This is a genomic window from Paenibacillus sp. 203, from assembly GCF_037027525.1.
GTDB classification, from domain to species: domain Bacteria; phylum Bacillota; class Bacilli; order Paenibacillales; family Paenibacillaceae; genus Paenibacillus; species Paenibacillus polymyxa_B.
Window position 1 is genome coordinate 367,046 of record NZ_JAXCHD010000002.1, and the last position, 25,857, is coordinate 392,902.

Annotated in this window: 22 protein-coding genes and 1 pseudogene; 11 read left to right on the forward strand and 12 right to left on the reverse strand. The window is 44.2% G+C overall.

Annotated features, from left to right (window positions below):
- Positions 1 to 66 precede the first annotated feature (66 nt).
- The 3 genes and pseudogenes from WA407_RS04890 to WA407_RS04900 all read right to left on the reverse strand — a co-directional run bounded on the left by WA407_RS04890 (position 67) and on the right by WA407_RS04900 (position 4,220).
- Positions 67 to 1,187 (reverse strand): annotated as a pseudogene (locus tag WA407_RS04890) (acyltransferase family protein).
- A 179-nt stretch (positions 1,188 to 1,366) separates the two neighbouring features.
- The gene (locus WA407_RS04895) at positions 1,367 to 3,184 is read right to left on the reverse strand and encodes an APC family permease (RefSeq protein WP_061831344.1); all 1,818 of its coding nucleotides are present in this window, start codon (positions 3,182 to 3,184) and stop codon (positions 1,367 to 1,369) included.
- A gap of 199 nt (positions 3,185 to 3,383) precedes the next feature.
- Positions 3,384 to 4,220 (reverse strand): helix-turn-helix domain-containing protein, encoded by an 837-nt coding sequence (locus tag WA407_RS04900; RefSeq protein ID WP_254327912.1) that lies wholly within the window; start codon positions 4,218 to 4,220, stop codon positions 3,384 to 3,386.
- Between the two features lie 138 nt (positions 4,221 to 4,358).
- On the opposite strand from WA407_RS04900, the gene WA407_RS04905 reads away from it, so the two are divergent.
- The 3 genes from WA407_RS04905 (at position 4,359) to WA407_RS04915 (ending at position 8,528) form a co-directional block, all read left to right on the forward strand.
- Positions 4,359 to 6,386, forward strand: a complete 2,028-nt coding sequence (locus WA407_RS04905; RefSeq protein WP_235308106.1) for a beta-galactosidase — start codon at positions 4,359 to 4,361, stop codon at positions 6,384 to 6,386.
- 69 nt (positions 6,387 to 6,455) lie between these two features.
- Positions 6,456 to 7,682 carry an MFS transporter gene (locus WA407_RS04910; protein ID WP_235308105.1) on the forward strand — a complete coding sequence of 409 codons (1,227 nt, stop codon included), beginning with the start codon at positions 6,456 to 6,458 and terminating at the stop codon, positions 7,680 to 7,682.
- 210 nt (positions 7,683 to 7,892) lie between these two features.
- Positions 7,893 to 8,528 carry a BclA C-terminal domain-containing protein gene (locus WA407_RS04915; RefSeq protein WP_336076891.1) on the forward strand — a complete coding sequence of 212 codons (636 nt, stop codon included), beginning with the start codon at positions 7,893 to 7,895 and terminating at the stop codon, positions 8,526 to 8,528.
- A gap of 73 nt (positions 8,529 to 8,601) precedes the next feature.
- On the opposite strand, the gene WA407_RS04920 is transcribed toward WA407_RS04915, so the two are convergent.
- The 5 genes from WA407_RS04920 to WA407_RS04940 form a co-directional block, all read right to left on the reverse strand.
- A complete protein-coding gene (locus WA407_RS04920) occupies positions 8,602 to 9,432 on the reverse strand; it encodes a DegV family protein (protein WP_025718529.1) in 831 nt (276 codons plus the stop codon).
- 21 nt (positions 9,433 to 9,453) lie between these two features.
- Positions 9,454 to 9,891, reverse strand: coding sequence for a MarR family winged helix-turn-helix transcriptional regulator (locus WA407_RS04925; protein ID WP_235308103.1), 438 nt, complete (start codon positions 9,889 to 9,891; stop codon positions 9,454 to 9,456).
- A 422-nt stretch (positions 9,892 to 10,313) separates the two neighbouring features.
- Positions 10,314 to 10,895, reverse strand: coding sequence for an NAD(P)H-dependent oxidoreductase (locus tag WA407_RS04930; RefSeq protein WP_235308102.1), 582 nt, complete (start codon positions 10,893 to 10,895; stop codon positions 10,314 to 10,316).
- A 72-nt stretch (positions 10,896 to 10,967) separates the two neighbouring features.
- The gene (locus tag WA407_RS04935) at positions 10,968 to 11,390 is read right to left on the reverse strand and encodes a MarR family winged helix-turn-helix transcriptional regulator (protein WP_235308101.1); all 423 of its coding nucleotides are present in this window, start codon (positions 11,388 to 11,390) and stop codon (positions 10,968 to 10,970) included.
- Between the two features lie 294 nt (positions 11,391 to 11,684).
- Complete coding sequence (locus WA407_RS04940) at positions 11,685 to 12,806, reverse strand: NADH:flavin oxidoreductase (protein WP_336076893.1); 1,122 nt, start codon at positions 12,804 to 12,806, stop codon at positions 11,685 to 11,687.
- Positions 12,807 to 13,052: 246 nt separating this feature from the next.
- On the opposite strand from WA407_RS04940, the gene WA407_RS04945 reads away from it, so the two are divergent.
- Positions 13,053 to 13,649, forward strand: a complete 597-nt coding sequence (locus tag WA407_RS04945) for a TetR family transcriptional regulator (RefSeq protein ID WP_336076894.1) — start codon at positions 13,053 to 13,055, stop codon at positions 13,647 to 13,649.
- Between the two features lie 95 nt (positions 13,650 to 13,744).
- Here WA407_RS04945 and WA407_RS04950 read toward each other — a convergent pair whose 3' ends face one another.
- Positions 13,745 to 14,896 (reverse strand): iron-containing alcohol dehydrogenase, encoded by a 1,152-nt coding sequence (locus WA407_RS04950; RefSeq protein ID WP_235308098.1) that lies wholly within the window; start codon positions 14,894 to 14,896, stop codon positions 13,745 to 13,747.
- Positions 14,897 to 15,147: 251 nt separating this feature from the next.
- Here WA407_RS04950 and WA407_RS04955 point away from each other — a divergent pair, with 251 nt between their 5' ends.
- The 7 genes from WA407_RS04955 to WA407_RS04985 all read left to right on the forward strand — a co-directional run bounded on the left by WA407_RS04955 (position 15,148) and on the right by WA407_RS04985 (position 24,005).
- The gene (locus tag WA407_RS04955; RefSeq protein ID WP_235308097.1) at positions 15,148 to 16,182 is read left to right on the forward strand and encodes a C40 family peptidase; all 1,035 of its coding nucleotides are present in this window, start codon (positions 15,148 to 15,150) and stop codon (positions 16,180 to 16,182) included.
- A gap of 234 nt (positions 16,183 to 16,416) precedes the next feature.
- Positions 16,417 to 16,947, forward strand: a complete 531-nt coding sequence (locus WA407_RS04960; protein WP_235308096.1) for a GNAT family N-acetyltransferase — start codon at positions 16,417 to 16,419, stop codon at positions 16,945 to 16,947.
- Positions 16,948 to 17,190: 243 nt separating this feature from the next.
- Entirely contained in the window at positions 17,191 to 17,562 is a 372-nt protein-coding gene (locus WA407_RS04965; RefSeq protein ID WP_025718556.1) for an iron chaperone, read from the forward strand.
- Positions 17,563 to 17,733: 171 nt separating this feature from the next.
- The gene (locus tag WA407_RS04970; protein WP_235308095.1) at positions 17,734 to 18,411 is read left to right on the forward strand and encodes a tetratricopeptide repeat protein; all 678 of its coding nucleotides are present in this window, start codon (positions 17,734 to 17,736) and stop codon (positions 18,409 to 18,411) included.
- 226 nt (positions 18,412 to 18,637) lie between these two features.
- Entirely contained in the window at positions 18,638 to 20,050 is a 1,413-nt protein-coding gene (locus tag WA407_RS04975) for an efflux RND transporter periplasmic adaptor subunit (protein WP_442952022.1), read from the forward strand.
- Positions 20,047 to 23,127, forward strand: a complete 3,081-nt coding sequence (locus tag WA407_RS04980) for an efflux RND transporter permease subunit (RefSeq protein WP_336076895.1) — start codon at positions 20,047 to 20,049, stop codon at positions 23,125 to 23,127. Before WA407_RS04975 ends, WA407_RS04980 begins: the two co-directional genes overlap by 4 nt.
- Positions 23,124 to 24,005: a TetR/AcrR family transcriptional regulator gene (locus WA407_RS04985; protein WP_235308092.1), complete on the forward strand. Its 882-nt coding sequence runs from the start codon at positions 23,124 to 23,126 to the stop codon at positions 24,003 to 24,005. Before WA407_RS04980 ends, WA407_RS04985 begins: the two co-directional genes overlap by 4 nt.
- A 104-nt stretch (positions 24,006 to 24,109) precedes the next feature.
- On the opposite strand, the gene WA407_RS04990 is transcribed toward WA407_RS04985, so the two are convergent.
- From WA407_RS04990 to WA407_RS05000, 3 genes are all read right to left on the reverse strand, one after another.
- A complete protein-coding gene (locus tag WA407_RS04990; protein WP_235308091.1) occupies positions 24,110 to 24,748 on the reverse strand; it encodes a GDSL-type esterase/lipase family protein in 639 nt (212 codons plus the stop codon).
- A gap of 71 nt (positions 24,749 to 24,819) precedes the next feature.
- On the reverse strand, positions 24,820 to 25,242 hold the full coding sequence (locus WA407_RS04995; protein ID WP_069291686.1) for a GNAT family N-acetyltransferase: 423 nt from the start codon (positions 25,240 to 25,242) through the stop codon (positions 24,820 to 24,822).
- 43 nt (positions 25,243 to 25,285) lie between these two features.
- Positions 25,286 to 25,840, reverse strand: a complete 555-nt coding sequence (locus WA407_RS05000; RefSeq protein WP_061831324.1) for a nucleotidyltransferase family protein — start codon at positions 25,838 to 25,840, stop codon at positions 25,286 to 25,288.
- Positions 25,841 to 25,857 lie beyond the last annotated feature (17 nt).

Consider the following 25,857-nt stretch of genomic DNA (forward strand, 5'->3'; position numbering starts at 1 on the left):
AATTATTTCATAGATTTATTCAAGCACTTCAACCAAATGTTATCGGATGCTGCTTCAAGTTGTAGCTTAGGCAACACTTTCTTTGACCGAATCTCCCTGCTTGCGCACAGGCTTCATACGTGATATAAGCTTTTTCCCCCAACGGATGCCGGGCTGTTCAATCCACGAGTAGGTAAACCAAGATAGTCCGATGGTGACTAGCAACGTCATGATAAACATAAGTGTGAGGCTGACTAGGGGAGCAAAAGGTATTTTAACCTGTACGATTAGTTCCAGAGCCAGCATATGCGTCAAATACATGCTGTAGCTAAGGCGGCCGATCCATGACCATAACCGATTAAGCAGCCATATTGGCTGCCAGTGATACAAAGCATACGCTCCCAGTAGCAACCCGAAACCTATGAGATAATCGGTCATGCCTCCAAAAAATGCAAATAGCACAGAAACAAGTAACATACCTCCACTGACTCGGTCTATACTTTTCCAATGCCGCTCGTCTTTCCAAATGAAAAACAACAATATACCTAGCCCAAAGACAGGCAATTGATTCGGAAACCATAAATACAGATAGTGACCCCATAAAGAGTGATTACTAATCCATGGATATTGAGCAAATACCGTATTTAGCCCAAAGCTTACCACAAGCGCCATCACAACAAACCAGGTCGCATGGCGGACTGATCGGATCAGCTTAAATAATAGGGGGATAAACAGATATAAAACATACATTCCACCGCAATGGACCATTCTACACCAATAATGCTGTTGATCCAGTACGGATTCAGACCATTCAAAAACAGGACATGAGCAGCGATATTGGCGGCAGTGACTCCCTCCTGATCTCCAAGCCAAAATCTTGGACCTGTCCCGTTCACAACCAAATAGATTCCTAACATCACGTAATACAAAGGAGCAATCCGAAAAAAACGACGCAACAGGTAAGCTGAAATTCTTTCCCTCTTGTCACCCGAACGTTTGCTCAAGGACAGAAATAGTGTAAAAGCGCTGGCCATATAAAATAAAGCGACTCCTTTAGCTCCTATACTCAAGCCTTTTTGCAACCATCCGTTTAATCCGTCTACATGCTGGCTGACATGCACAAGTAAAACTCCAATAATAGCCAGCGCTCTCAGCGTATCTACAAATTGCAGCTTGTCATCTCCCATTTTCCCCGTGGCTTCGGGCATCGTATCCCTCCATAACAGTCTCAAATGATACATTTCGTATCTATAATACACAAAATGTATCACCAAAGTAAATATCTCCGTTATGCAAAAAAACACCCTCCGACCGCAAAGAAATGCGGCCAAAAGATGTTCATTTTGGTCATGCTATATTCAGCTGTACCCTACAATTGGCAGTGACTTTATTTGTTTAAATGAAAAGGAACGGTCGTTACGATCACGTCTTTATAATTAATCAAATAAGCTCTCATCAGTAAGCTGGTCTGATTGTGTAGAATATTTTCCCACCAGTGCTTGGTGATGAATTGTGGAATGAGAACAGTGATATGGTCCTCGTCTGCTTTTTTCCACTCTACTGTATCGATGAACTTGCGAAGCGGATTAATAATGCTGCGATAACGGGATTTCAGTACCACCAAACGTATACCGACATCCCACTCTTCCCATTTCTGTTCCATTTTGCGAATCGCTTCATCATCTACACCCACATATACGGCAACCACATTGTCCGACAAGGTTTTGGCATAGCTGATCGTATTCATAACGACTCGCGTAATACCTGCCACCGGAATAATAATCGTATTGCCTTTCACCATAGGTTTATCCTTGGTAATATCAATGCGCAGTTGTTCAGCCGTATTTTTGTAATGCCTATTGATCTTCATAAAGAAATACAGAACCAAAGGCAGGAAGATAAAGATTACCCACACCTGGCTAAACTTGGTGAAGATAAAGATAAGCGTAATCGACAGCGTGGTCAGCATCCCAACCGTATTAATAGCAAGTTTAACGATCCAGCCTGGCGGTTTGAGCTTGATCCAGCGAATCATCATACCAAGCTGTGAAAGGGTAAACGGAATAAATACCCCTACCGCATAAAGCGGAATCAGATTTTCTGTGTTACCGCCAAATACGATGACCAGCAATGCCGAGAAGATACTCAGAAACAGGATACCATTAGAGTATCCGAGCCGATCTCCACGGACCATGAACATGTGCGGCATGTATTTGTCCTTCGCCAGCATAAAAGCAAGCAACGGAAAGGCCGAATAGGCTGTATTCGCCGCCAAAAACAAGATGAGCGCCGTTACGCCTTGAATGATGTAATACATCACACCGCGCCCGAAAGTGGCGTTCGCAATTTGCGAGATGACCGTTTCATGCGGATTAGGACGAACACCGTACCAATAAGCCAGCAAACTAATTCCGATAAACATACACCCGAGAATCAAACCCATCATCATTAGTGTAGTTGCTGCATTTTTGGCAGCAGGCTTGCGGAAGTTCGGAATGGCATTCGAGACAGCTTCTACCCCAGTTAACGCCGAGCAACCCGAGCTGAACGCCTTCAGTAACAGGAACAGACTGACGTTGGATACCGTAGCTCCAAATTGCGGTGCTGCAGCATGAGCTCCCCCTGCCACGTAATGAATGATACCGCTTATAATCAAAACAAAAATGGCAACAACAAATAAGTAAATCGGTACAGCCAGCACCGAGGCAGATTCTGTCACCCCGCGCAAGTTCATAATAGTCAAAAAGATAATCATAATCAGAGCAATGGCGATCCGATGATCATGTAACGATGGGAACGCCGATGTAATGGCATCTGTACCTGCTGATGAGCTAACTGCTACCGTCAGAATATAATCGACCAGCAGAGATCCGCCTGCAATCAGACTCGGACTTTTCCCCAAATTGTCCTGTGCAACAATGTATGCTCCCCCGCCACCAGGATAGGAAAATATGGTCTGTCTATAGGACAGGATCAGAATGATCAGCAATCCCAATACCGCAATGGATATAGGAATGGAATACCATAGGGCAGCGAAGCCGGCTGTAATTAAAACCAGCAGAATTTGCTCCGTTCCGTAAGCTACAGAGGACAAGGCATCTGAGGACAGAATGGCCAGTGCCTTGAGCTTATTCAGTTTCTCATCTTCAAGGGCCGTCGACTTTCGCGGACGACCGATTAATAATCTTTTGACTTTACTCAGCATTTCGTTGACTCCTTCTTTGGATGAGGGTTTTGCAAAAGAACTATGGATCTTATGTTTATTTTTATTATGTCACCTGAACATCAGATTGATGAAACAAATGAACTATTATTTTATACTCCCTCATCCTGAAAAAAACAATAAGGAATGCTCCCTAAAATGAGCATTCCCGAGTAAGAAAGAGTATTTCGATAAAATACCCTTATGTATACAGTAATTTGAACCTTTCAGGCGTAATTCCCTCAGCTCGGCGAAAAGTTGCCACAAAATGACTGGCATCTCGGAATCCTACTCGCTCCGAAATCTCCTTTACTGTTAATTGCGGATATTCCGTCATCATTTCCTTGGCCTTCCGCAGCCGAATTACAATCAGATAAGCATAAGAAGTCACACCAAACGCTTGCTTAAATAATGTATTTAAATGACGGGAGCTGACATTCATCATAACTGCCATATCACCTAGGCCCACATCTGGACTGGCATAATTTTGCTCCATAAAGGCTAGTACAGGGGTTAAACGTTCAACATTATGGGATAGGGAAGGCATCGAGCTATGTTGTCCATGTTTACGCAATAGAGTCAGAAAACGATACATATTGGCCGAAGCATCTAATCCAGACAAATCACGTTCACTAACCATGGAATGGAGCATAGTTTCCCCAAAGCTGTGTAGCTCGCTATCCGGGTCCCAATGATACCCACGCGTATGCTTCAATCCCAGTGCAGTCAATACAGCAGCGGCGATGGGGCCGTCAAATGTAATGTATAACGTTCGCCATACCTTGGTCGCCCGTCTGTATGCATGGGATTCCCCGGGCAGCAGCAGAACCCCGGACTGCTCTCCCAGACGGAAACTCCCCCCTTTAAATGAAAACATCCCTTCACCAGACACCGTCTGAATCCAGTGAAAGCACGGATAACCCTCTGGACGGGACACATCTTCCTGCCTGCTGTTAAATCCGATACTTTCAATAAAAAGGGGTAAAGAATGCTCGCGCGTAGTCAGGAAAAATCTTAAATGATGGGGAGTTAAAATCATAAAAAGCACCTCCGGCGTATGCGGGTATGTATTTCACATGTAGATCCATATTGTTATATATACGTTCATTTTATTATATTTAAAAGCAGTTATTTGTATTATAAGATAGGATTATTCTTATATACAGAGGTGATTGGCATGATAAGCAGTAAACTTCCTAAAGTATTTTACGGTGGAGATTATAATCCTGAGCAATGGGATGAGGCCACGCATCAGGAAGATTTGCGGATGTTCAGGCAGGCAGGGATTGATATCGCCACGGTCAACGTATTCTCATGGGCCAAAATTCAATCCGACGAAATCACATATTATTTTGAATGGCTGGATCAATTGATTGACAGTCTTTATGAAAGCGATATCTTCGTTTGTTTAGCTACTAGCACGGCAGCGCATCCAGCCTGGATGGCTACGCGTTATCCCGACATTCTGCGGGTCGATGCTGACGGGCGTAAGCGGAAATTCGGCGGACGCCACAACTCTTGTCCGAATAGCCCAACTTACCGAAAATATGCGGAGCAGATGGCTGACCGACTTGCAGAACGATACAAAAACCATCCTGCGATCCTCGTGTGGCACGTGTCCAATGAGTACGGAGGGGATTGCTATTGTGATAACTGTGCGGCCGCATTTCGGGTGTGGCTCAAGCAAAAATACGGATCACTGGAAGAACTAAACCGGGTGTGGAATACTTCCTTCTGGGGTCACACCTTCTATGATTGGGATGAAATTGTACCACCAAATAATCTGAGCGAGCATTGGGGAGAAAATCACTCGACCTTTCAGGGCATATCCCTCGATTATGCACGCTTTAATTCAGACAGTATGCTTGATTGTTATCTGCTGGAGTATAACGCGATTAAAAAACATGTTCCCGATGCCGTGATAACGACCAATCTGATGGGCTTTTTTAAACAACTGGACTATTTTAAATGGGCTAAGCACATGGATATTGTATCTTGGGACAGCTATCCCGGGGCCAATACTCCGATAAGCTATACGGCGATGGCGCACGATCTGATGCGCGGCTTGAAGGATGGGAAACCCTTTATGCTGATGGAGCAAACACCGAGCCAGCAGAACTGGCAGGCGTATAATTCGCTTAAACGGCCTGGCGTTATGCGGTTATGGAGTTATCAGGCAGTCGCGCATGGCGCGGACACGGTCATGTTCTTCCAGCTTCGCCGCTCGATCGGCGCCTGTGAGAAATTCCACGGGGCCGTCATTGAACATGCCGGGCATGAGAACACACGTGTATTTCGCGAGGTGGCACAGCTTGGCAGTGAGCTTGGCGCATTAGGCAACACGCTACTTGACGCGACCGTTAATGCCAAAGTAGCCATTTTATTCGATTGGGATAATTGGTGGGCTTTGGAAAAATCAAGCGGCCCTTCTGTCGCCTTGAAATATGTGGATCAGGTGCATAAGTATTATGCTCCCCTCTTCCGGCGGAATGTACAGGTAGACCTGGTTTCTGTTGATGCAGATTTCCAGAAATATGATCTCATTATCGCGCCTGTACTCTACATGGTCAAGCCGGGTACCGCCGAGAAGCTGGAACAATTCACAGAGCATGGTGGCACCTTCGTAACGACCTTTTTCAGTGGCATTGTAAATGAAAATGATCTGGTCACAACCGGAGGATATCCTGGTAAACTGCGTAACTTGCTTGGGATCTGGGTGGAAGAAATAGACGCGCTTCTGCCGGAATCACACAATCGCATTGTATTGAAAGAAAAGGTGGGCGTATTACAAGGTGAATATAAATGCGGTCTGCTCTGCGACTTGTTGCATAGCGAAGGCGCTGAAGTGCTAGCCGAATACGGCGATGATTTCTATCAGGGCATGCCAGTGCTGACACGCAATCGTTTCGGTCAAGGTGAGGCATGGTACGTTGCTTCAGATCCTGAAGAGACTTTCCTTGATGGCCTGCTGGGCTACATTTGTGAGCAAAAAGGGATTCCATCCCTGCTGCGCGCTCCTGCGGGTGTAGAAGCCACTGTACGGATCAAAGATGGAAAATCGTATCTATTCGTTCTGAATCATAACGCCCAGACGCAGCAATATCATCTGGATGATCAGAAAGGGAATGAGCTGATCAGCGGTAAATATCTGGAAGGAGATATTTCTATTGAAGGCTACGGCTTTCAAGTACTGGAGCTATCATAATCACTCAGATTTGAATCATGCAGTTCAGTTTGTTGCATGATTCAAATCTAGGTATCAAAGGAGTTCATCATGAAACGACTGCTATGGATCGGCAGCTTGTCTTATTTTTTAATCGGCCTGGCACACGTGGTTGTAGGCTCCCTAATGCCTGTGTTGTTAGAGCATTACGGTAGAAACTATACGGACGGCGGAAGCCTAATCTTCGCTCAATTTTCCGGTTTTCTGGCTGGAGTCCTGCTGTCGCCGTGGCTTGCCCGGCGTTTCGGCAAACGCCGAAGTCTAGTATTCGCCCTGCTCCTGCTGTGCGCGGCTGAAGTGCTGTACTCATTGCTGCTGCCTTGGGGTTGGCTATATGCCGTCGGGGCAGCAGCCGGGTTTGGCTTCGGCATGGTAGAAACACTTATTGGCACTATTATTATCAGCGGTATTACTCAAGGAACGGGCGCGGCGATGAGCCGTCTGGAAGTCTTTTTTGGGATCGGCGCTTTGGCTATGCCCGCTATCGCCAGCCAGCTCATTGCTCTCGGTTGGTGGCGATTGGCCTTTCCCATCATTTCCATGTTTGCAGCCGTGACCGTCATAGCTTGGCTGCGTGGGTCATTCGGCACGCTGGACGCTGTATTAGACCAACAGGAACACCGAGGTGACAACCATGCGCGTTCCACCAACTCACCCAAATCCCCCACGGTGGAGGCTTCTAAAGGTAGCCCTATAGGCAATTGGAAGCTACTTGCACTATTTATCGTCTTTTTCTTTATCTATGTAGGAACAGAGATGAGCCTGGCTAATTTCCTGCCCTCCATGTTCATCGAACGTTTGGGTCTCACACAAGCCGAAGCAGCACTTAGTGTCACCTGCTTCTGGTTAGCAATGGCTACCGGCCGGTTATTCACAGGCTACATCGCCGATCGATACGGCTACGGTGTCTTTGTCGCCCTGAGCTCGCTGGCAGCGACCTTGCTGCTATGCGTGTTCCCGCTGATCAAAGGCACTGCCGGCGCCTTTATCCTTATTGTACTGCTGGGGCTGGGCATGTCCGGGATCTTCTCCATCGCACTTGTTTTTGCCAGCAAAATGATGCCAGGCACCGAAGAATCCACCACCAGCCTGCTTATAGGTGCAGGTGGAGTTGGAGGAGCTCTGCTGCCTTTATGGCTCGGAAATAGCATGGATCGTGGTGGAGCAGTCTCATCGGCGTGGTTGCTGGCAGGCTTCGCCTGCATCCTGTGTCTGCTTGGGGGCATCTTGTACGCCCTATATGTGCGCAAAAAGCGGCTTCAAACCGCTTCATCATGATACACGTCTCTACTGGCGCCTTTGTCTGTTCCTTGGTTATCATCCAAGTGCACATTCAAAGGTGCTTTTTTACATACTAGACGAATGTACCTTGTACAGTAGCCTGTTTTTAGTCAAAATAGATCGTTTCCTATGGATCACAGGACAGATATCCATGCCTCCTCTAGATGAATGGAGTAGTATACAACAAACCATATGGAGGTGTTTGTATTGGGTCATGCTGAATTAAAACGAAAAAAAGGCCGTAAAAAAAATGTTTTTGTCCGTGCCTGGTTTGATAAGTTAGAAAAAAAGTTTGAGGAGAAGCCCCCAAAGAGAAAAGGCCGCTCGAAACGGAAAGGGTTTGGAAAAGATATCATCGTCAAAAAACAACTTGTAAGTGTGAATATTAATCATGGCGCTTTAGGGCCTGAAGGGGATTCTGGAACCATAGGTGATTTAGCGCAGTTCGGTTATATTTATAATGTGAAGCCCCAAGTTGTTCCGATTGAAGGGGATGTCATTTTGGATACAAACGGTATACTTACACCTGGAATTGCTCATGTTCCAGGAACTACACAGATTGCTGTATCCGATGCTGGAAAATATGAAGTTCACTTTTCGGTGTCCGGTGTGGAACCTAACCAATTCGCCCTCTTTATTAATGGCGCACTGGCTGAGGGAACTGTATACGGCTCAGGAGCCGGGACACAACAGAACACAGGGCAAGCCATCCTCGCTCTGGCATGCGGTGACGTCCTTACTTTGCGAAACCATAGCTCTACTACTGCTGTTACCCTGCAAACACAAGCCGGAGGAACTCAAGCCAGCATAAACGCTTCTGTCCTCATTAGAAAATTGGGATAGGCTTGAACTCCCGCAAAGTCTCCGTGTACTAAAAAGGGTTTATCCATACAGCGAGGATAAACCCTGAATATTTTTAAAAGGCCATAATGATCCCTTTGTCATTGGCGTACATTGAACTAATCCCTCTGGTGGACACAATATGAATATCTTTAAATTGATAGCGTTTCTTCAGCGCATTCATTAATTTTTCCGCCAGCCCAGGATTATTGCAGTGAGTAATGACGATGCTTTCTCCTTCGGTAGCCCGGCCACTTTTTTCAATAGTATCTGCCAGCTTTTCGATAATTTGATTCTGACCGCGTGCTTGAGTAAAAAATGCGATATTCCCGTCACCATCCGAGCCTAAAATAGGCCTGATATGCAAGAGTGAAAGTATCTTTCCAGTGATTTTATTCATTCGTCCGTTCTTAACCAAATTATCCAGATTTTCTAAAACAAAGTAGGTTTTCATCTTGCTTATAAAGCTCTCCAAGGAAGAAATAATTTCGCTTTTATGATATCCCTCGTCAATCAACTTGCGTAGTTTTAGAGCTAACAAGAGCTGTCCAGCCGAAGCGCTTTTCGAATCAAACACATGAACATCCGCCCCTTCTTCTTCCGCCATATCTTTTCCTACCAATGCACTGGAATACGAACTGGACAGGTTGCTGGATAATGTAATGGCAAAAGAAGTATGCGCACCTTGAAAGGCTTCCTTATACAGCATAGGTGACGGTGATGCGGATCCAATTTTGGTTGTACAGGCTTTCATTTCTTCCATAAACTGAGGCAAGTCCAATGTGTCATCATCTACAAAGCATTTATCTCCCAGCGTCATATTCAACGGAATCGTAGTAACTTGCATCTCTTCTCTAAGCTCTCTCGTTAAATCACAGCAGCTATCCGCTATTATTTTATATCTCACCCGGTACACCCTCACATTATGTTATTTTTCAATAGAACGCGCATTCATAATACTCAAAGAAAGCTCAATTAACCGTATAAATTCCTTCACATTCTTCTCACCCAAACCTACTACAAGCGCTTCAAAATAACCTTCAATTCTCTCTTGCTTCTGTTTGATCAAGGATTCACCATCTACTGTGAGCCTTACACACATTCGTCGTCTGTCATGCTCAGACATTTCCATAGTCACATAGCCTTTTTTCCTTAATCCCGTAAGCGCTGCCGTAATTCTTGATCTGGATACATGCAGATGATCGCTGAGCAAGGAAGGATTAATTTCATCATCTCGATGCTGAACTAAATATTGAAGCACATGGTTTTCCCCCTGAACAAGCTCCGTCAGGCTACTGAATAATTCCATGCCATAAATCCGGTTAACGGATTCTCTCAATTCGTCCCTTAGTTCATAATCTTTCATAGTGAACCTCCGCAACACACATAATACATACAGTTAACTATTAATACTATGTACTATAATGAATTGCCCACGATAATAACAATGAAATATTTGTGAATTTTAATACAAGGGTTAATGAGCTCAGCGTCGAATAAGAAAAAATACGCTTGATCACCTCTTGCCAGTTTACGGTAAAGGAGTTGTTTATATAACATGAAACGGTTTACTCTTCACCAAAACCGTCGAAAGATCATAGAGTCATGCTTCAACACACCCTTGAATTTCCAGTTATATCTGCCCCAAGATGCTATTACAAATTCAAAGATCTATGAACCGGGATGTTGAAGATATATAAGCACTATAAGAAAAGGCCAACCACTAAATACGGGTTGACCTCATCATTTAAAGAATGTCTTACGTTTCTAAGAGAACATAAACTGACTTTACAGCACCGTTTTAACCGTATCTTGGACTTGCTTCAGCAGTCCTTTATAGCCATCTTCATCAAGGTAACCAATACTTCCAAGCAGTAAGTGACCGACGGATTCAATTCCAACGAAATCAAAAATTCCCGTATCTGATGTGATCTTCAATCCTGCGGTCATACCGATTTCATCGTAGATCGCGTTGGGAGTGCCATGTGTATTTACGATAAAACCTTTTTTACCTCTAAGCAGCTTATTAATCCCTTCTGCACCAGCCGTATATGCAAAGCCGTATGCAAATACACGGTCAACGTAACCTTTCAGGATAGCCGGAAGACCTGTCCACCAGATGGGAGAAATAAAAGTAATCGTATCCGATTGTGAGATGTATTCCTGCTCGACTTTGATATCAGCTGGGGTTTGCCCTGCTCTCATAGCGGCAGTATCCTCAGGTTTTAATACAGGTTGAAAATCAAGGGCATATAGATCGCGTACAACGACTTCGTCACCTTTTTCTTTCAAGGTATTTACAACCGTTTCGAGTATCGCATGATTAAAGCTTTCTGCGTTAGAGTGAGCATAGATGATAAGATGTTTCATTTTAATAACCTCCCGATGTTTTATTGTTATTTTGATATTAATATAGATATCTATACATTTACTTAAAAAAATTTATAATCTGTTTTTGACATGCTCCAGCAAATATTCCAGCTGTTCTTTTTCTTCATCTTTAAGACCACCATAGATCGTTTCTTGTAATCTGTTGGAGATCATCTCAAATATAGGCTCTATCTCTCTTCCCTTATCGGTCAGAAATATCAGGGTAACTCGACTATCCTCCCTTTCTTTTTTTCTTTCGACATATCCCAACTTCACTAGCTTGTCGATCAAAACAGTGACAGTGGGTTGCTGCCGAGAAATTTTTTGCGTCAATTCCTTAATGGAAAGCCCATCCTTTTGATAAAGGAACATTAGAATTCCACCATGAGTAGGAACAATCCCTTCAATTCCATTCGCTTCAAGCTCAGACACAATCAATTTATTGATCAAGTCTCTAATGGTTCCTATCAGTGCAGCTGCATTATTTTTTAACATACAAGCATTATTACATAGACATATATATATATCAAGTATTGGTGTCAGTCTGATCTGGTTTTAGTATATGAATGATTTCAAAGAACTAGGATTAAGTCTGTTATAATGAAATCTAAATTACCCAAGAAAAGAAAACTTTAAAGCAAATATGACTTAATCTAAAATGGTTCATGATGGACTACTATCGCAGACGCATAAAAAAGCCAAAATACCAAAGTTCCTTACCTCACTTTGAGTATTTTGGCTTACAGTGTTTATTTATGAAATGAAGTGGTGTTCAAAGTATGATATGTTTTAGTTGAGCGTTTGAAGTACCTCAGGTGTAAAGGTTTGAAGATCATGAATTCGGCCTTCACGTATTTTCGTAGCCCAAGTAGGATCTCCCAGAAGCGCACGCCCAACAGCTACCAAGTCAAATTCATTGTTGTCCAGCCGTTCCAGAAGTTCATTAATATCTTGGTGCCCTGCCCCTTTCCCTTCCGTATAACTTACAAAATCCTCATCCAGACCTACAGAACCAACCGTAATCGTGGTTTTTCCAGTCAGCTTCTTCACCCATCCGGCAAAGCTCAAATCGGAGCCTTCAAATTCAGGTACCCAAAAGCGACGTGTCGAGCAATGGAAGATGTCCACGCCCGCTTGTACTAACACATTCAGTAGCTGCCCCAGTTTATCCGGTGTATCGAACGGCTTTGCGTTGTAATCATTCATTTTCCATTGGGATAGACGCATGGCAATAGGGTAGTCAGGGCCAACCTCAGCACGAATAGCTTCCACAAGCTCAATGGCGAATTGTGCACGTTTTATGATATCGCCACCATAGCGATCCGTACGTTGGTTCGTTCTCTCCCAAAAGAATTGATCAACCAGATAACCGTGTGCTCCGTGAATTTCAACGCCGTCAAAGCCCAGTCGTTTTGCATTCGCCGCTGCATCGACATAGGCGCCAATGACCTTGGCGATTTCTTCTTCTGTCATCGGCTCGGTCACTTTATTACCATCCAGATCCAGCCCCGATGGACCAATCGATAGTGCTTCCGGATTCGGCTGAGATCCCAAAGGACGAGCCATTCCCATATGCCAAAGCTGTGGGAAAATTTTACTACCAGCTTCATGAACCTGTCTGACCACTTCAGCCCAACCGTTTAAAGCCGCTTCCCCATAAAAATTAGGTATCCTCGGCTCACTTGTTCCAGCCGGATGGTCAATCACTGCGCCTTCAGTAATAATAAGACCTACATTATTCTCTGCGCGACGGCGATAATAAGCGGCTACATCCGGTCCTGGCACACCATTGGGTGAAAAAGCGCGGCCCATTGCCGGCATTACAATACGAGACTGTAAGGTCAGATTATGAATGGTATAAGGTTGAAATAAAGCTTCTGTTGAATGGACATTTTGCGGTTGATTACTCAAGGCTTGTACCTCCTCATTTTCTTTTATCGTTTTAAAAGGATTATATAGAAGGCTCGTGCATCATCAAACGGGGTGCAAGTAAAATGTTAGCAATGTTTAATTTATCATTCAACCGACAAAATGTTCTTTCTGTTGCTTAACCAAAAGGGTTATGAAATTGTTGTATATCTAAATTCACTTGTTGATAAAACAACACATGTTTATAATGGGGAAATCATTTGATTTACCTGAAAGGAGTGTCTTGAGATGCCTGGTGTAACTTCACCCAACCCAAATGATCCGCGCGTCATTCGAACACGTAGATTAATTCTCGACGCATTCGTTGACCAATTAAATAAGAAAGACTTCTACACGATTACGATCAATGACATTACCCAAAAAGCCACCATTAACCGTGCCACGTTCTATGCACATTTTCAAGATAAATATGCACTGCTTGAAACCCTTTTGTCAGACGCATTTTTGGAGTATGTTATCAAAAGGATTGATGCTGAGGCACGTTTGTCGGAGGAGACCATTCAGAAACTTATTCTTTCGTTATGTGACTATCACGACTCAAGTAACCAATGCGTTCATAAATATAATTCAGTGGCACCGATCCTGGAAGAACATATTAAGAATCAATTAGAGCACTTCATACTTCAACTCATAACAAGAGAAGCCAATAATACAGACCAAAGAACGTTAGAACTTGCCGCGAACATATTAAGCTGGTCCATTTATGGTGTTACCTTTCGTTGGAATGCGGAAGGAAAAAAAGAGTCTCCTATAGCTTTAGCCGAAAGAGCTGTGCCATTAATCTTCAATGGGGTTGTCTTATCTCTAGTCTCACAAATCTCTTAGTAGAAAATGCAAATAAAAAGGGCCGTTCCTAGTATTCTTCGATCATTTCCTGGGACAGCCCTTAAAGTATTTAGTAAAATAATTGTACCTTTTATTTAAAGAATTTTCTTAAACATCTCGATAACTTGTTCTTTGCTAGGTATGAACGGATTGCCCGGAGCGCAAGCATCCTTCATTGAGTTCTCGGCAAGCAGTTCCAAATCCACTTCATTTACACCCAGTTCAGAAAGTTTGGAAGGAATCCCAACTTCCTTCGACAGGTCTTTGATTCTTTGGATTACATAGTCTGCGCATTCCTTATCCGTTTTCCCCTTATCTTCAAAACCGATGACCTTAGCGATGGCACGAAATTTCTCTGGTACATGCTTGGCGTTCTCCTCCTCCACAATTGGCAGCAGCATGGCATTGCAAACACCATGAGGCAAATCGTATACGCCGCCAAGCTGATGCGCCATTGCATGAACGTAACCCAATCCAGCATTATTAAATGCAAGTCCTCCCAAGAAAATAGCGTATACCATTTGCTCTCGTGCTTCTATATCATGACCGTTGCTTACCGTACGAGCCAAATGATTAAAAATAATCTCTACTGCTGCCAACGCAGTCGCATCCGTTACAGGATAGGAGCCTGGCGTAACCAAAGCTTCAATAGCGTGAGTCAAAGCATCTAGTCCTGTAGCTGCCGTTAATGCGGCGGGTTTATCTACCATCAGTTCAGGGTCGTTGACCGAAATCGTAGCTACACTATTCTTATCCACCATAACCATCTTGACCTTGCGCTCTTCGTCCGTAATGACATAATTAATCGTGATTTCAGCCGATGTTCCTGCTGTGGTATTAATAGCCACAATAGGAAGCGATTTATGCGTGGATTTATGAACGCCCTCATACTCGGTTATATGTCCCCCATTGGTAGCAATAATGCCGATTCCCTTAGCCGTATCCTGTGGTGATCCTCCGCCAATCGAAATTAAAAAGTCACATCCGTTTTCTTGCAGAAACTGAACACCATCATGTACATTTTTACAGGTCGGATTTGGTTTTACTTCATCGTATACCGCATAGTTCAATCCAATATCATCCAGCAAAGATGTAACCTTGCCTGCAATGCCATTCTTCATCAAAAATTTATCCGTAACGACTAGAGCTTTGTTTAAATTCAGTTCTTTTATATACGGCCCAACTTCATGTAAACACCCTGTTCCCATAAGATTGATAGATGGTACAAAAAATACATGTGCACTCATAAAAAATCGGCCTCCTAAGAATTCACTTCTTAATGCCTCGCTAAATAGGGAATCAATCTATAAAGTGAAATATTTCACACATATAATTTTATCTTTACTTTGTTTTGATGTCAATAATAAAACACAGATATTATTTTGTTTTATGTTTGTTTGTTTTGTTTTATTAAATGAACCCAATATTTAGTACACAACTAATCGGATGCAGTCTCGTACAACTTAGATGAACATATTCACAATGAGGTGATAACAGCATGACAATCAACAAGAAAGTATTGCTAGCTCTGCTAGCGGTATCACTGCTCCAGGCAAACCCGTCGTATGCAAAGTCGGTACGGACGACTCCGGTGACAATCGTTTATGTAGATGACCGCCCGCTTCAGCTTGCCGTCCAGCCGCTGCTGCTAGACGGGACAACGCTCATCCCCATGCGCCAGTTGTTTGAGGCGCAAGGAGCCAGGCTTTCCTGGGATGGATCCGGCAAAACCGTAACGGCAACCAAAAACGACACGGTGCTGACCTATCGCATCGGGGAACTCGCTGCCACCTTAAACGGCGATACGCTGTCCCTGAATGTTCCAGGACGGATTGTTGAGGGCAACACGATGATTCCACTGCGTTTTGTAAGCGAAGCACTTGGGAGCACAGTAAAGTGGGAGGCCTTGACCCGGACCATCCGAATTGCCTCCAGGGACGATTTTTTCACAACGGTTCTTTTCGGGGTCAACCTGCGCAGCAAACCGGATTCATCGATAGCTTCCTCTTCCCTACGGCTTATTCCAGCCGACGAAAAGGTTCATGTCATTCGCGAGGTCAATGCTCTCTGGCTGGAAGTGCGCACTAAAGACAACCTGACCGGATACATATCGGCTAAACCCAAATACAGCGATTATACCAGCCCATCCCTGGTGGAACGACAAGGAGATGAACTGATCGCCTACGGAGAGAAATTCCTTGGTACTCCTTATGAATTCGGAGCAGCAAGCGGCCAGACATCGACCTTTGATTGTTCTTCATTTGTGGAGGAAGTGTTCCGGCATACGCTCTCTATCGACCTCCCCCGTGTCTCTTACGATCAGGCTAAAAAAGGCCGGAAGGTCGGGCTGAACGAGCTGCGCAAAGGCGATCTGCTGTTCTTCAGCGCACGCGGCCTGGAGATCGGCCATGTGGCGATCTATGCAGGGAACAACACATTGCTGCATACCTTCTCCAAAGAACGCGGCGTTCATTTTGACACGTTTGATGATAAATGGCAGAAACGTTTCGTCACAGCGTGCAGGCTGTTTTAGGACGAATCAGATAGCCAATAACAGGAGGATTCCAGTACCACATTCAATATCTTCTGATTGCCTTTTGCCGGACGCCTCCCTTGCGGTTTGCGTTCAGGCGGCAAAAGGTCTAGGTTCATTGTTAAATGGAGGTCTCACGTTTAAAGGCTACGAACGCATAAAAGATTGGATTGAGATGTTAATCGTTTTAAAATACTAAGTAGAGTCTGTTGATTATAGACAGGAGGAATCGTTATGCAATTTGAGACAAATCGGCTCATCATTCGTGATATTGGCAGATCCGATTGGGAAAGTATACATACCTACACGTCATTGCCTGAAGTTACTAGATATACGGCCTGGGGACCAAATACAGAAGAAGATACAAAGGCATATATAGAACAAGTTCTAGCTTCACAGCAGGAACAGCCACGACAAGACTATGAACTAGCCGTTTGTCTGAAAGACAATGGAACCCTGATCGGCGGTGTTGGTATTCATGTCAAAGATACTAATGCAGAAATGGGTTACGTTTTGAATCCAGATTATCAAGGGAAGGGTTATGTAGCAGAGGCAGCACGAGCGTTACTAGACTTTGGATTTAGCACACTTGCTGTCCACCGTATTTATGCAACATGTCGTCCAGAAAACAAGGCTTCTGAGAAGGTTATGCAACAGATCGGAATGCAACGTGAAGGTTTGATGCGTGAACACTGGTACTACAAAGGCAAGTTTCATGATTCATATTTGTACTCTATTCTTGCTGAGGAATATAACAGGCCATAAAAGGTATTTTTTTATATCTAAATATATTTTTATATTTTTTCAACAGACAATTACTCCTTAAGAAACATGTTGCTGCGATAAAATGATAGTTAAACCATTTTGACTATTTAGTTTGAAAATATATATAGTTGGAAATAGGTGTTGTTAAGAATCTGTCTGAGCCATTCTGTGAGGAGTTTTAACGACAAATAGGTTTGAGGGACTTTTCTGAACGATATAATTTTTAATTAAGGAGGGAACAACATGGAAGCTTTTGCAGAATATTTAGCGCATATTGATAACCCCCAACATCGGGCTCGAACGCAAGAGGTTTTGGCTTGGGTAACCAAGAAGTTTCCAAATTTAATGGCAAAAATTGCGTGGAGTCAGCCTATGTTTACGGATCACGGCACATTTATTATTGGCTTTAGCGTAGCCAAACATCATTTGGCCGTTGCCCCTGAAAAGGCAGGGATTAATCATTTTTCTGAGTTAATTGTGCAGGCTGGCTATGATCACACCAAGCAGTTGGTACGTATCCAGTGGGATAGTCCAGTTGATTTCTCATTACTTGAGAAAATGATCGAGTTTAATATTTTGGATAAGGCAGACTGTTCAACCTTTTGGCGGGAATAAAAAAAGGTTCCTTTTCTCGTAAAACTATACATCGAGCATCACAAATAAGTATGTTTCTTCTCGCCCCTCTACCATCCTTCCAAATCTCATCATGCTAATGACCCTTAAAGTAACACTATGCTATAATGTGGAAAGTATGGATTGTTACATGCACAGGAGGATTGGAGCAAAATGATTGGGAAATTTTTAATTTTCTCTCTACTATGGAGTTTGCTCGGCAACCCGTTTTTGGCAATGCTCGTACTCCTAATCGTGATCTATATATTGGATCGCAGCTTTGTCGGTGTATTGCCCAGCATCAGCAAACCATGGAAAAGAAGACGCAATGCCGCTCGATTGCGCCAACAGATTACGCTAAACGCCAACGATGTGGCTGCCAAGTTCGATTTGGCTCGTATCTGGATCGAAAGCAAGAAATATCCTCAGGCTTTGGAGCTGTTATTGGAAATTCAATCCCGTTATGAAGAATCAGCAGACTATTGGAACGCACGGGGAACGGCTGAAGTACACACAAACCATCTGGAGGATGGAGAACAGGATTTACTGAAAGCACTGGATATTAACCCGCGGGTGCAATACGGTGAGCCTTATTTGCATTTAGCCGCTGCTTTCAAAGAACGCGACGTAAATAAGTCACTTCATTATCTGCAGCAATTTCAGGAAATTCAGTTTTCCTCCAGTGAGAGCTATTATCTGACAGGCCTGATGTACCGTATGCTGGGACGCAAGGATGAAGCCACTGTAGCCTTTAACCAGTCCATTGCCGTCTATCGCTCTCTGCCCAAATACCGTAAACGAAGTGAGCGCAAGTGGGCTGTACGCAGCTTATTCCGTAAATTAGTCGGCTAAACAGCTATATTTATTTTCTTAACGACCTTTCTCTTCTTTTGAGAAAGGTCGTTTTTACGTTTGTCTACCATGTACTTCCACGGACCTGAATCTGCTCCCTTTCGCATCCTGAATTTGGGACATTTTTTTGTAATCAGTTGTTGACATGCCACAAATCAGGTCATATAATCCGCTTATGAACTAATTAGTTTATAAATAAACTTCAAAGTACAAAAAGACAGAAAGGATGATCATCTTGTTAAAACCCAGTCTCTACATATCTGCTATATTCATTCTTCTGTTCACCTCAGCTTGCTCATCTACAGGATCGAGTAATAATGAAGCAGCAGAACAACAAAAGCAAAAGGTGGAAGCGATGGTTGTTAAAAAAGAACCGCTGTCTGCTTCTTTTGACCTTTCAGGCACACTACAGCCCTATGAGGATACCTCCGTATCTTTTGAGTTATCCGGACTGATTCGCGACACAGTAGTCAATGTGGGAGACTCCGTATCCCAGGGGCAGATCTTGACGATGCTTGATTCATCCAGCTACCAGCTACAACTGGAGCAGGCTAGTACAGCTATTCTTGAAGCACAGGCAGGTATCAAAAATGCTACAGCTGCCATTTCAAGTGCAGATGCCTCCATTCAATCCGCCGACGCGCAAAAGGCAGCAGCTCAAGCTGGAGTTAACAAAGTGAACAAGGGTGCCCGTGAGCAGGAAAGGGCACAGGTCCGTACCAAAGTGCAAAGAGCACAGTCCGCTTTGACTAAAGCACAGGCTACCGCTGAACGCACCAAGCTTTTATATGATCAGGGAGCTGCAACCAAAAACGATTATGAAAATGCGCAGCTCGCTTTGACCAATGCCACCAAGGACCTGGAGGATACACAAGAAGCCCTCTCCTTAATCCAGGAGGGGGCAACATTGGAAGATCGGCAATCGGCAGAATCCAGCCTACAGCAAGCCCAAGCTGGGAAAGAAGCTGCTATCGCTGCGAAGGAACAGGCTGGAGCCTCCCGAGATAACTCAACTGCGGCATATCAGCAAGCGGTCATTGCCAAAAAGCAAGCCGAACTTTCCCTCTCCAAGACAGCTTTAAAAGCCCCCATTTCCGGCGTTATTCTGGAGAAAAAAGCAACGGTGGGACAATTGGCGAGCGCTGGACAGCCGGTATATCGTATCGGACAAATCGATAAGCTCAAGGTGCTGCTCCCTGTTCCCGATCATGAAATCACGAACTGGAAGCAAGGTCAGACAGTCCAGCTTCAACTGTACGATGAGAACAGAGAAGGAACGGTCAGTAAAATTTATCCGGCCACCAACACCAATACGGGCAGTATCAACGTGGAAGTGATTGTTCCTAACACCCAGCATGATTGGGCTCCGGGACAAGTCATAAAGGCAGGCCGCCAACTGACTCAGAGTGAGCAAATTTTGCTCCCAGCCAAAGCTGTCATTAATAACGGTACAGATACTTTTGTCTATAAAGTGGTGAACAACAAAGCGGTCAAGACGGTCGTGAATGTCGGTCAGATGTCCAACAATAAGCTTGAAATTACCAAGGGGCTGAATGTCGGGGATCGTATCGTTACCACCGGAGTAAACCTGATCTACGATGGGCTGCTCGTTCAGATCATGGGGGGAACGAGCAAATGATTGCATATTTTATCAAAAAGAAAAAACTGACCCTCTTTATTTTTATCATGGCGATTGTTGCCGGGCTATATAGTGTCTCTCAACTTCCCCGGCAGGAAACGCCGGATATTATCAAGAAAACCGCTGTGGTCACGACCCTCTACCCTGGAGCTACCCCCCAAAAGGTAGAACAAACGGTCACGAAGCCTCTGGAACAAAAAATGAAAGAAATCAATCATATTAAAAAGATTTCTTCTACATCCGAAAATGGACTTTCGACGATTATCATTGAGACAGAAGGCAACGCCAATGCCGCAGAAGTCTGGGATACATTACGCAAAAAAATGAACGATGCCCAATCTTTTCTGCCCACAGATGCTCAAAAGCCTGTCGTTAACGATGATTTGAATAAAGTATTTATCCATTCCTACGCCATCACGGGGGACTCTGTGGAGCAATTGTATCAACTAAATGATATGGTGATATCATGGAAGGATCAATTAAAAACCATTCCCGGTGTATCGGAAGTAACAATCAAGGGATTACCGGATCAAGAGGTTCAGATTCAGATTGATGCTCAAAAGCTCCAACAGTACCATATCAGTTGGGAACAGCTCATGAGTGCAGTGCAGAAGGAAAATGAGCAATATCCGATAGGCAATCTGGATTACAATGAACGTACCTATCGCTTGAATGTAAAGCAATCCAAGGATGCTCAGGATTTGAGTAAAGTCATTATTTCCAGAACAGACAGCGGTGCTCCTGTGTATCTCAGTGATGTGGGCACCGTATTGCTTACACATAACACCAGCAGCTATATGGCCTTTTTTAACGGTAAACCAGCTATTACGCTGACGATTAACGGTAATACCGGCTCTGACGTAGACACGATTTATAGCAAAGTAAATATAGAAATGCAGTTGTTAAAACCAGATCTGCCTAATACGTTTCAACTGAATACGTTATTTTCACAGACCGAGCGGATTGATCATATTTTTCATGGCTTGACCCGTGAATTGCTGTTTGCCATTGCGGCGGTTGTGATCGTATGTACATTGGGCTTGAATCTGATTACATCCTCTTTTGTGGCACTGGCTATTCCTATTTCAATCGCCATAGGTCTCATTATTCTCCCTATGCTCGGAATAACATTGAATCAGGTTACGGTCATTGGCTTAATTATTGTAATGGGGATTCTAGTCGATGATGCTGTGGTGGTTAATGATAATATTGAACGCAGAATGATGACCTTGGGCGAGAGTCCCAAGATAGCAGCATTAAATGGAACGAAAGAAGTTTCCATTTCCATTTTGACCGCAACCCTGGCAACTGTAGCCTCCTTTGCCCCGCTGTTCTTTTTATCAGGCGATGCAGGCTCCCTTATCAAACCACTACCGTTTGCTGTTATCTTTACGTTATTGGCTTCCATGCTTATGTCCTTTACCGTCATCCCAATCTTTAGAGAATGGTATGGACAACGAAATCAAAAAACGCCCAACTCCACCATGAAGCCGTCGGGACTGCTGGGAAAACAAATTGATGCTCTTCGTAACGTATATACCAGCAAGCTGATTCCGAGAGTCATTAAGCAACCTGGATTATATGCTGCATTAGGATTATTGATCAGTACCACGCTGTACGGCATACTTGCTCTGATTCCGATCGACCTGTTCCCCAGAACCAACGATCCGGAATTAAGCATTAATGTGCGTATGCCTACAGGTACTTCTATAGAAGAAACCAAGCGGGTCACCGAGGATATTGCCAAATGGGTGAAGCAGCAACCTCATGTGGAGACGATCAGTTATGCGGCTGGCGGCGACGCTCCCCGGTTGTTTCAAGATATGACCGCTGACGCCAAAACAGGCACAACCGTGGGTCAAATTGCTATTATTGGGGAAGAAGGTGCATTTGATCCCGATGAAATGGCAGACAAATGGCCCTCCATCTTAAAGGATCGTTATCCGGGTCAATCTATTTCCTTGAAAATAGCCAAAGTAGGGGTGCCTCTCGGTAAGCCGATCTCCATTCGGATTTTAGGCAATGATGTAGATCAGTTGCGTTCGTTGTCACAGCAGTTAAAAGAAGGCATTATGGCTACCAGAGGAACACAGGACATACAAGATAATATGGAAAATGAAGGATATACGTTAGATTTCCAAATCAACAAACAAGCGATGGATCAATATCAGGTAAGCAATAATGATCTGACACGTACACTCTTGTTAATGGGTAATGGCGTGAGCTTTAGCCGATTTGATACGGGGAAAGATTTGATCAATATTAAGCTGAAGCTAAGCCAAACCGATCAAAATCCTGAAATTTTGTTTCAGCAATTGAATGTGACCAATGCCAATGGTATTCAAATCCCTTTATCTCAATTGGCTGAGTTGAAACCATCCTTTGCAACACAAAAAATTAACCATTATAATTTAAAACGTTCGATTACTGTTGAAGCTGAAGTTCACGGGCGTACAGCTTCCGAAGTCATGAAGGATGTCAAGCTTAAATTGCAGGATATTAAATTTCCTCCAGGCTACACTTGGGAAATTGGGGGCGAGATTTCAGGACAAGATGACATTTTATCAGAAATAGGATGGTTATATGTTGTCGTCATACTATTAATCTTCATGCTGATCTTTTTGCAATTTTATTCTTTCTCGACTCCACTCATCATATTGACTACCGTGTATATGGCAGCAGCAGGCGGATTTCTTGGCTTGTTCATTCTAAATACGCCGGTTAGTTTTATGGGCGTGTTGGGCTTAATGACCTTGGCAGGTATTGTCGTACGTAACGGCATTGTGCTGATTGAGTTTATTGAGGATGCAAGACGTGAAGGGATCGAACTGAAGGAGGCTGTTGTTGCAGCGACCAAAGCGCGTTTCCGCCCCATATTGCTTACTTCACTGACAGCCATTGTCGGTCTGATTCCGATTGCGCTTATTGGGGAACTTATGTTTAGACCTCTGGCGTATACCATTATGTTTGGATTGATGTACTCGACCATTCTTACGATGTTTGTGGTTCCGTCCCTGTATATGGTTATTGCCCGCTGGAAATTAAAGAGACAGAGCAAAAAATTGGGGGTACAATGAAAAAAATAACGAGTGAAGATATTATCTATGCCGCCCTTTCCCTGTTTTCTGAAAAAGGGTACGATGCCACCTCGGTGGATGAAATTGCCCGCGAAAGCGGGATGGTGAAGGCTTCCTTTTATAAATACTTTCAAAGTAAAGAAGAGTTGCTGCTGGGGACAATCGTCCTGATTGAAAAGCTTCTTGATGCAGATATTAAAGAACTTTATTTGAAGCACCAGCTACCTTCCCGTGAAAAGTTGAGACAACTGTATTTGATTGCGCTGGGCCGGATTTATAAGAATAAAGTTCATTTGCTGGTATACTCCGTCCCTTTAATCGGTTCTAAGGAAGAAAAAATCGCACAAGCCATTGATCGTGTTGAACTTTATTTGTCTAACGTGATGGTTGATTTCTTAATTGATGCTTATGGACAATCCATAAAAAACTATGCGTATGATATTGAGTTTGTCGTCAAAAGCATGATTGTCAATTCCCTCCGATTGAGCGATTCAGAGCTGTCCTGGACGGAGCAGCAAACACTGGCTGAATTTATGCTCAGCATTACGGATATGCTGGCACAAGGAATGCTGAGCCCTGATGTTCAACATCAAATCATGTGGGGCCGCGATTCCGTATTCCATGAAGATTCTGATCAAATCTGGACCAAGGGAAAACAAATCTCCTATGCACTGCAACGTATGGATACGGTTCTGAAACAAACTAAATTAAATGAAGCTCCCCGGAATGAATATGTGCAAATCCTAAGCAGATTAAAGGGTGAACTCTCGGAAGAAAACGTGGAAATAGCTCACGTGAAAGCCCTCCTTCTATTTTTGGGTCAGCTGCCCGAGTTACTGGAAGACTGCACCAAGCTGAAGGCTATATTGGAAGTTTAGCACGCCGAAATGCAGAAAAAGAGGTTCATGATGGTCAGTTGCTACTGCCATCATGAACCTCTTTCTTTAATATACTTTGTCCGATCCAAAGCATCCTCTCACGCTCACCGTAACGGCGCATAACCAAGCCGATTCAGCTCTTCCGCAATCACGCGATAACCACGACTGTTCGGATGCACCCGATCTAACGAAAGCAGTGCCCGTTCATAGCCCTCAAATGCGGGATAAATGTTCGCCACCCGGTAATTTGGTCCGCCCAATGTATAGAGAAACGAGTTATACTGGCGCACATATACTCCCGCCTCCCTCACCCCTGGAAAAGGATTATATAATCCCACCATTCGGATGATAAATGGCTCACGCTGACCGGACTTTATCTGATACAGGGCATGTACAATTTGGCGCACATGTTCTTTTGTGTGATTCAACGCTTGCGGAATGGAAGAACCCGACAAGCCGGAACCTCCAGCAAGGGCGCTGATGTATGGGCGCAGATCATTTCCGCCGATCGTTACGGTTATAAGTTCAGCCCGGCTGAGCGCCGACCGAAAAAGCGGATTGTTGCGGACCATTGACAGCAACTCCTGCGATGTCAGCCCATTGATTCCCAGATTCTCGTAACTGACTGGCGTACGGAGATGTCTTTCTGTCATTCGCCGATAGATAGGTACAAATCCGCCGCTCAGCAACGTCCCTGCACCTGTTGTTAAAGAATCTCCAATCGCTGTGTAATGGTACGCCAATGAAACTCACCTCCCTCTTTCTACATAACATATCTTATGTAGAAAAAGGGACGCGGGACCCGGAGATTCGCTTATTCTTCGTCTATTTCATATACACAATGGAATTGCCCACCCTCTGGCAAATCCTCTGATCCATAGACGGCAAAGCCCACGTTGCGGAAGAAATCTGCCCCCTCCGCATCCGTGTCCACAGTAAGCCGTTTCGGATTACGCTCCTGAATGAGCGTAAGCAGCATACCTCTGGCATATCCTCTATGACGGTTTTCAGGCAACACGGCCAGATGACGAATTACGGTTGTCCCATCCTCCTGCTCCTCAAAGCCGACAATACCTACAATAAGTCCTTCATCTTCTACACCGAACAGCTTCCAGTCATCCGAGGCTTGATAGGTACGTAAAGCTGCTTCTCCGCGTTCAGGGTGATCCAGCACAGCGTAGGTTAACAGCTCCAGAACCTCCTCACGATCTGAATCTGTTTTTATATTTTTAAACATTGTTTGTCGTCTCTCCTTAATATCCTGAAATTAGGATTACACTCTAATTCTCCATAATAAGCAACGGCCAGTTATCAAGCCATTGCTTCTCAAATACACGCTGACGAAAAGCCGTTGTGTGACGAAACAAAGGGCTTTGCCGTACCCGCATATCCAGTAAATCTTCCAATCCATGCGGACAAATGACCTCTATTTGATCCTTGTCATTCATTCTAACCGCCACAGCCGTTGCCGTCTCTGGCCAGCGGCTCATCGCATCCTCTACCGAGGAATACGGAGCCTCACCGTTGCGAATATGCATCCGAGCCTGATTTTTGACAGACCAGTTACGTCCAGCCTGCTTACGGTTCAAGGACAATTCTAGATACTCATCTCGTTCCTCTAGCGTATTTTTCGGGTCAAAATAAATAACATCAATATCGTTTAAAGGTGTAGCAGTTGTATAGCCATGGAGCTTGTCCCAAACCCGGTTACGTACATAGCCTGCGGCAATACATCCTTGTGGCAACTTCAGCTCTCGCACATAGCGCAAGTCTTGCAGTACCTGCGGATCATTCATATATTGTATGATTCGTAGCGCATTTTCTTCCGACTTCATCCTGCACTCAACTCCCT

Coding starts and splice junctions, on each gene's coding strand:
- WA407_RS04895 (WP_061831344.1), bottom strand. CDS start 3,184: ATGCTGAGTAAAGTCAAAAGATTATTAATCGGTCGTCCGCGAAAGTCG.
- WA407_RS04900 (WP_254327912.1), bottom strand. CDS start 4,220: ATGATTTTAACTCCCCATCATTTAAGATTTTTCCTGACTACGCGCGAG.
- WA407_RS04905 (WP_235308106.1), top strand. CDS start 4,359: ATGATAAGCAGTAAACTTCCTAAAGTATTTTACGGTGGAGATTATAAT.
- WA407_RS04910 (WP_235308105.1), top strand. CDS start 6,456: ATGAAACGACTGCTATGGATCGGCAGCTTGTCTTATTTTTTAATCGGC.
- WA407_RS04925 (WP_235308103.1), bottom strand. CDS start 9,891: ATGAAAGATTATGAACTAAGGGACGAATTGAGAGAATCCGTTAACCGG.
- WA407_RS04930 (WP_235308102.1), bottom strand. CDS start 10,895: ATGAAACATCTTATCATCTATGCTCACTCTAACGCAGAAAGCTTTAAT.
- WA407_RS04935 (WP_235308101.1), bottom strand. CDS start 11,390: ATGTTAAAAAATAATGCAGCTGCACTGATAGGAACCATTAGAGACTTG.
- WA407_RS04945 (WP_336076894.1), top strand. CDS start 13,053: ATGCCTGGTGTAACTTCACCCAACCCAAATGATCCGCGCGTCATTCGA.
- WA407_RS04950 (WP_235308098.1), bottom strand. CDS start 14,896: ATGAGTGCACATGTATTTTTTGTACCATCTATCAATCTTATGGGAACA.
- WA407_RS04955 (WP_235308097.1), top strand. CDS start 15,148: ATGACAATCAACAAGAAAGTATTGCTAGCTCTGCTAGCGGTATCACTG.
- WA407_RS04960 (WP_235308096.1), top strand. CDS start 16,417: ATGCAATTTGAGACAAATCGGCTCATCATTCGTGATATTGGCAGATCC.
- WA407_RS04965 (WP_025718556.1), top strand. CDS start 17,191: ATGGAAGCTTTTGCAGAATATTTAGCGCATATTGATAACCCCCAACAT.
- WA407_RS04970 (WP_235308095.1), top strand. CDS start 17,734: ATGATTGGGAAATTTTTAATTTTCTCTCTACTATGGAGTTTGCTCGGC.
- WA407_RS04975 (WP_442952022.1), top strand. CDS start 18,638: ATGATCATCTTGTTAAAACCCAGTCTCTACATATCTGCTATATTCATT.
- WA407_RS04980 (WP_336076895.1), top strand. CDS start 20,047: ATGATTGCATATTTTATCAAAAAGAAAAAACTGACCCTCTTTATTTTT.
- WA407_RS04985 (WP_235308092.1), top strand. CDS start 23,124: ATGAAAAAAATAACGAGTGAAGATATTATCTATGCCGCCCTTTCCCTG.
- WA407_RS04995 (WP_069291686.1), bottom strand. CDS start 25,242: ATGTTTAAAAATATAAAAACAGATTCAGATCGTGAGGAGGTTCTGGAG.
- WA407_RS05000 (WP_061831324.1), bottom strand. CDS start 25,840: ATGAAGTCGGAAGAAAATGCGCTACGAATCATACAATATATGAATGAT.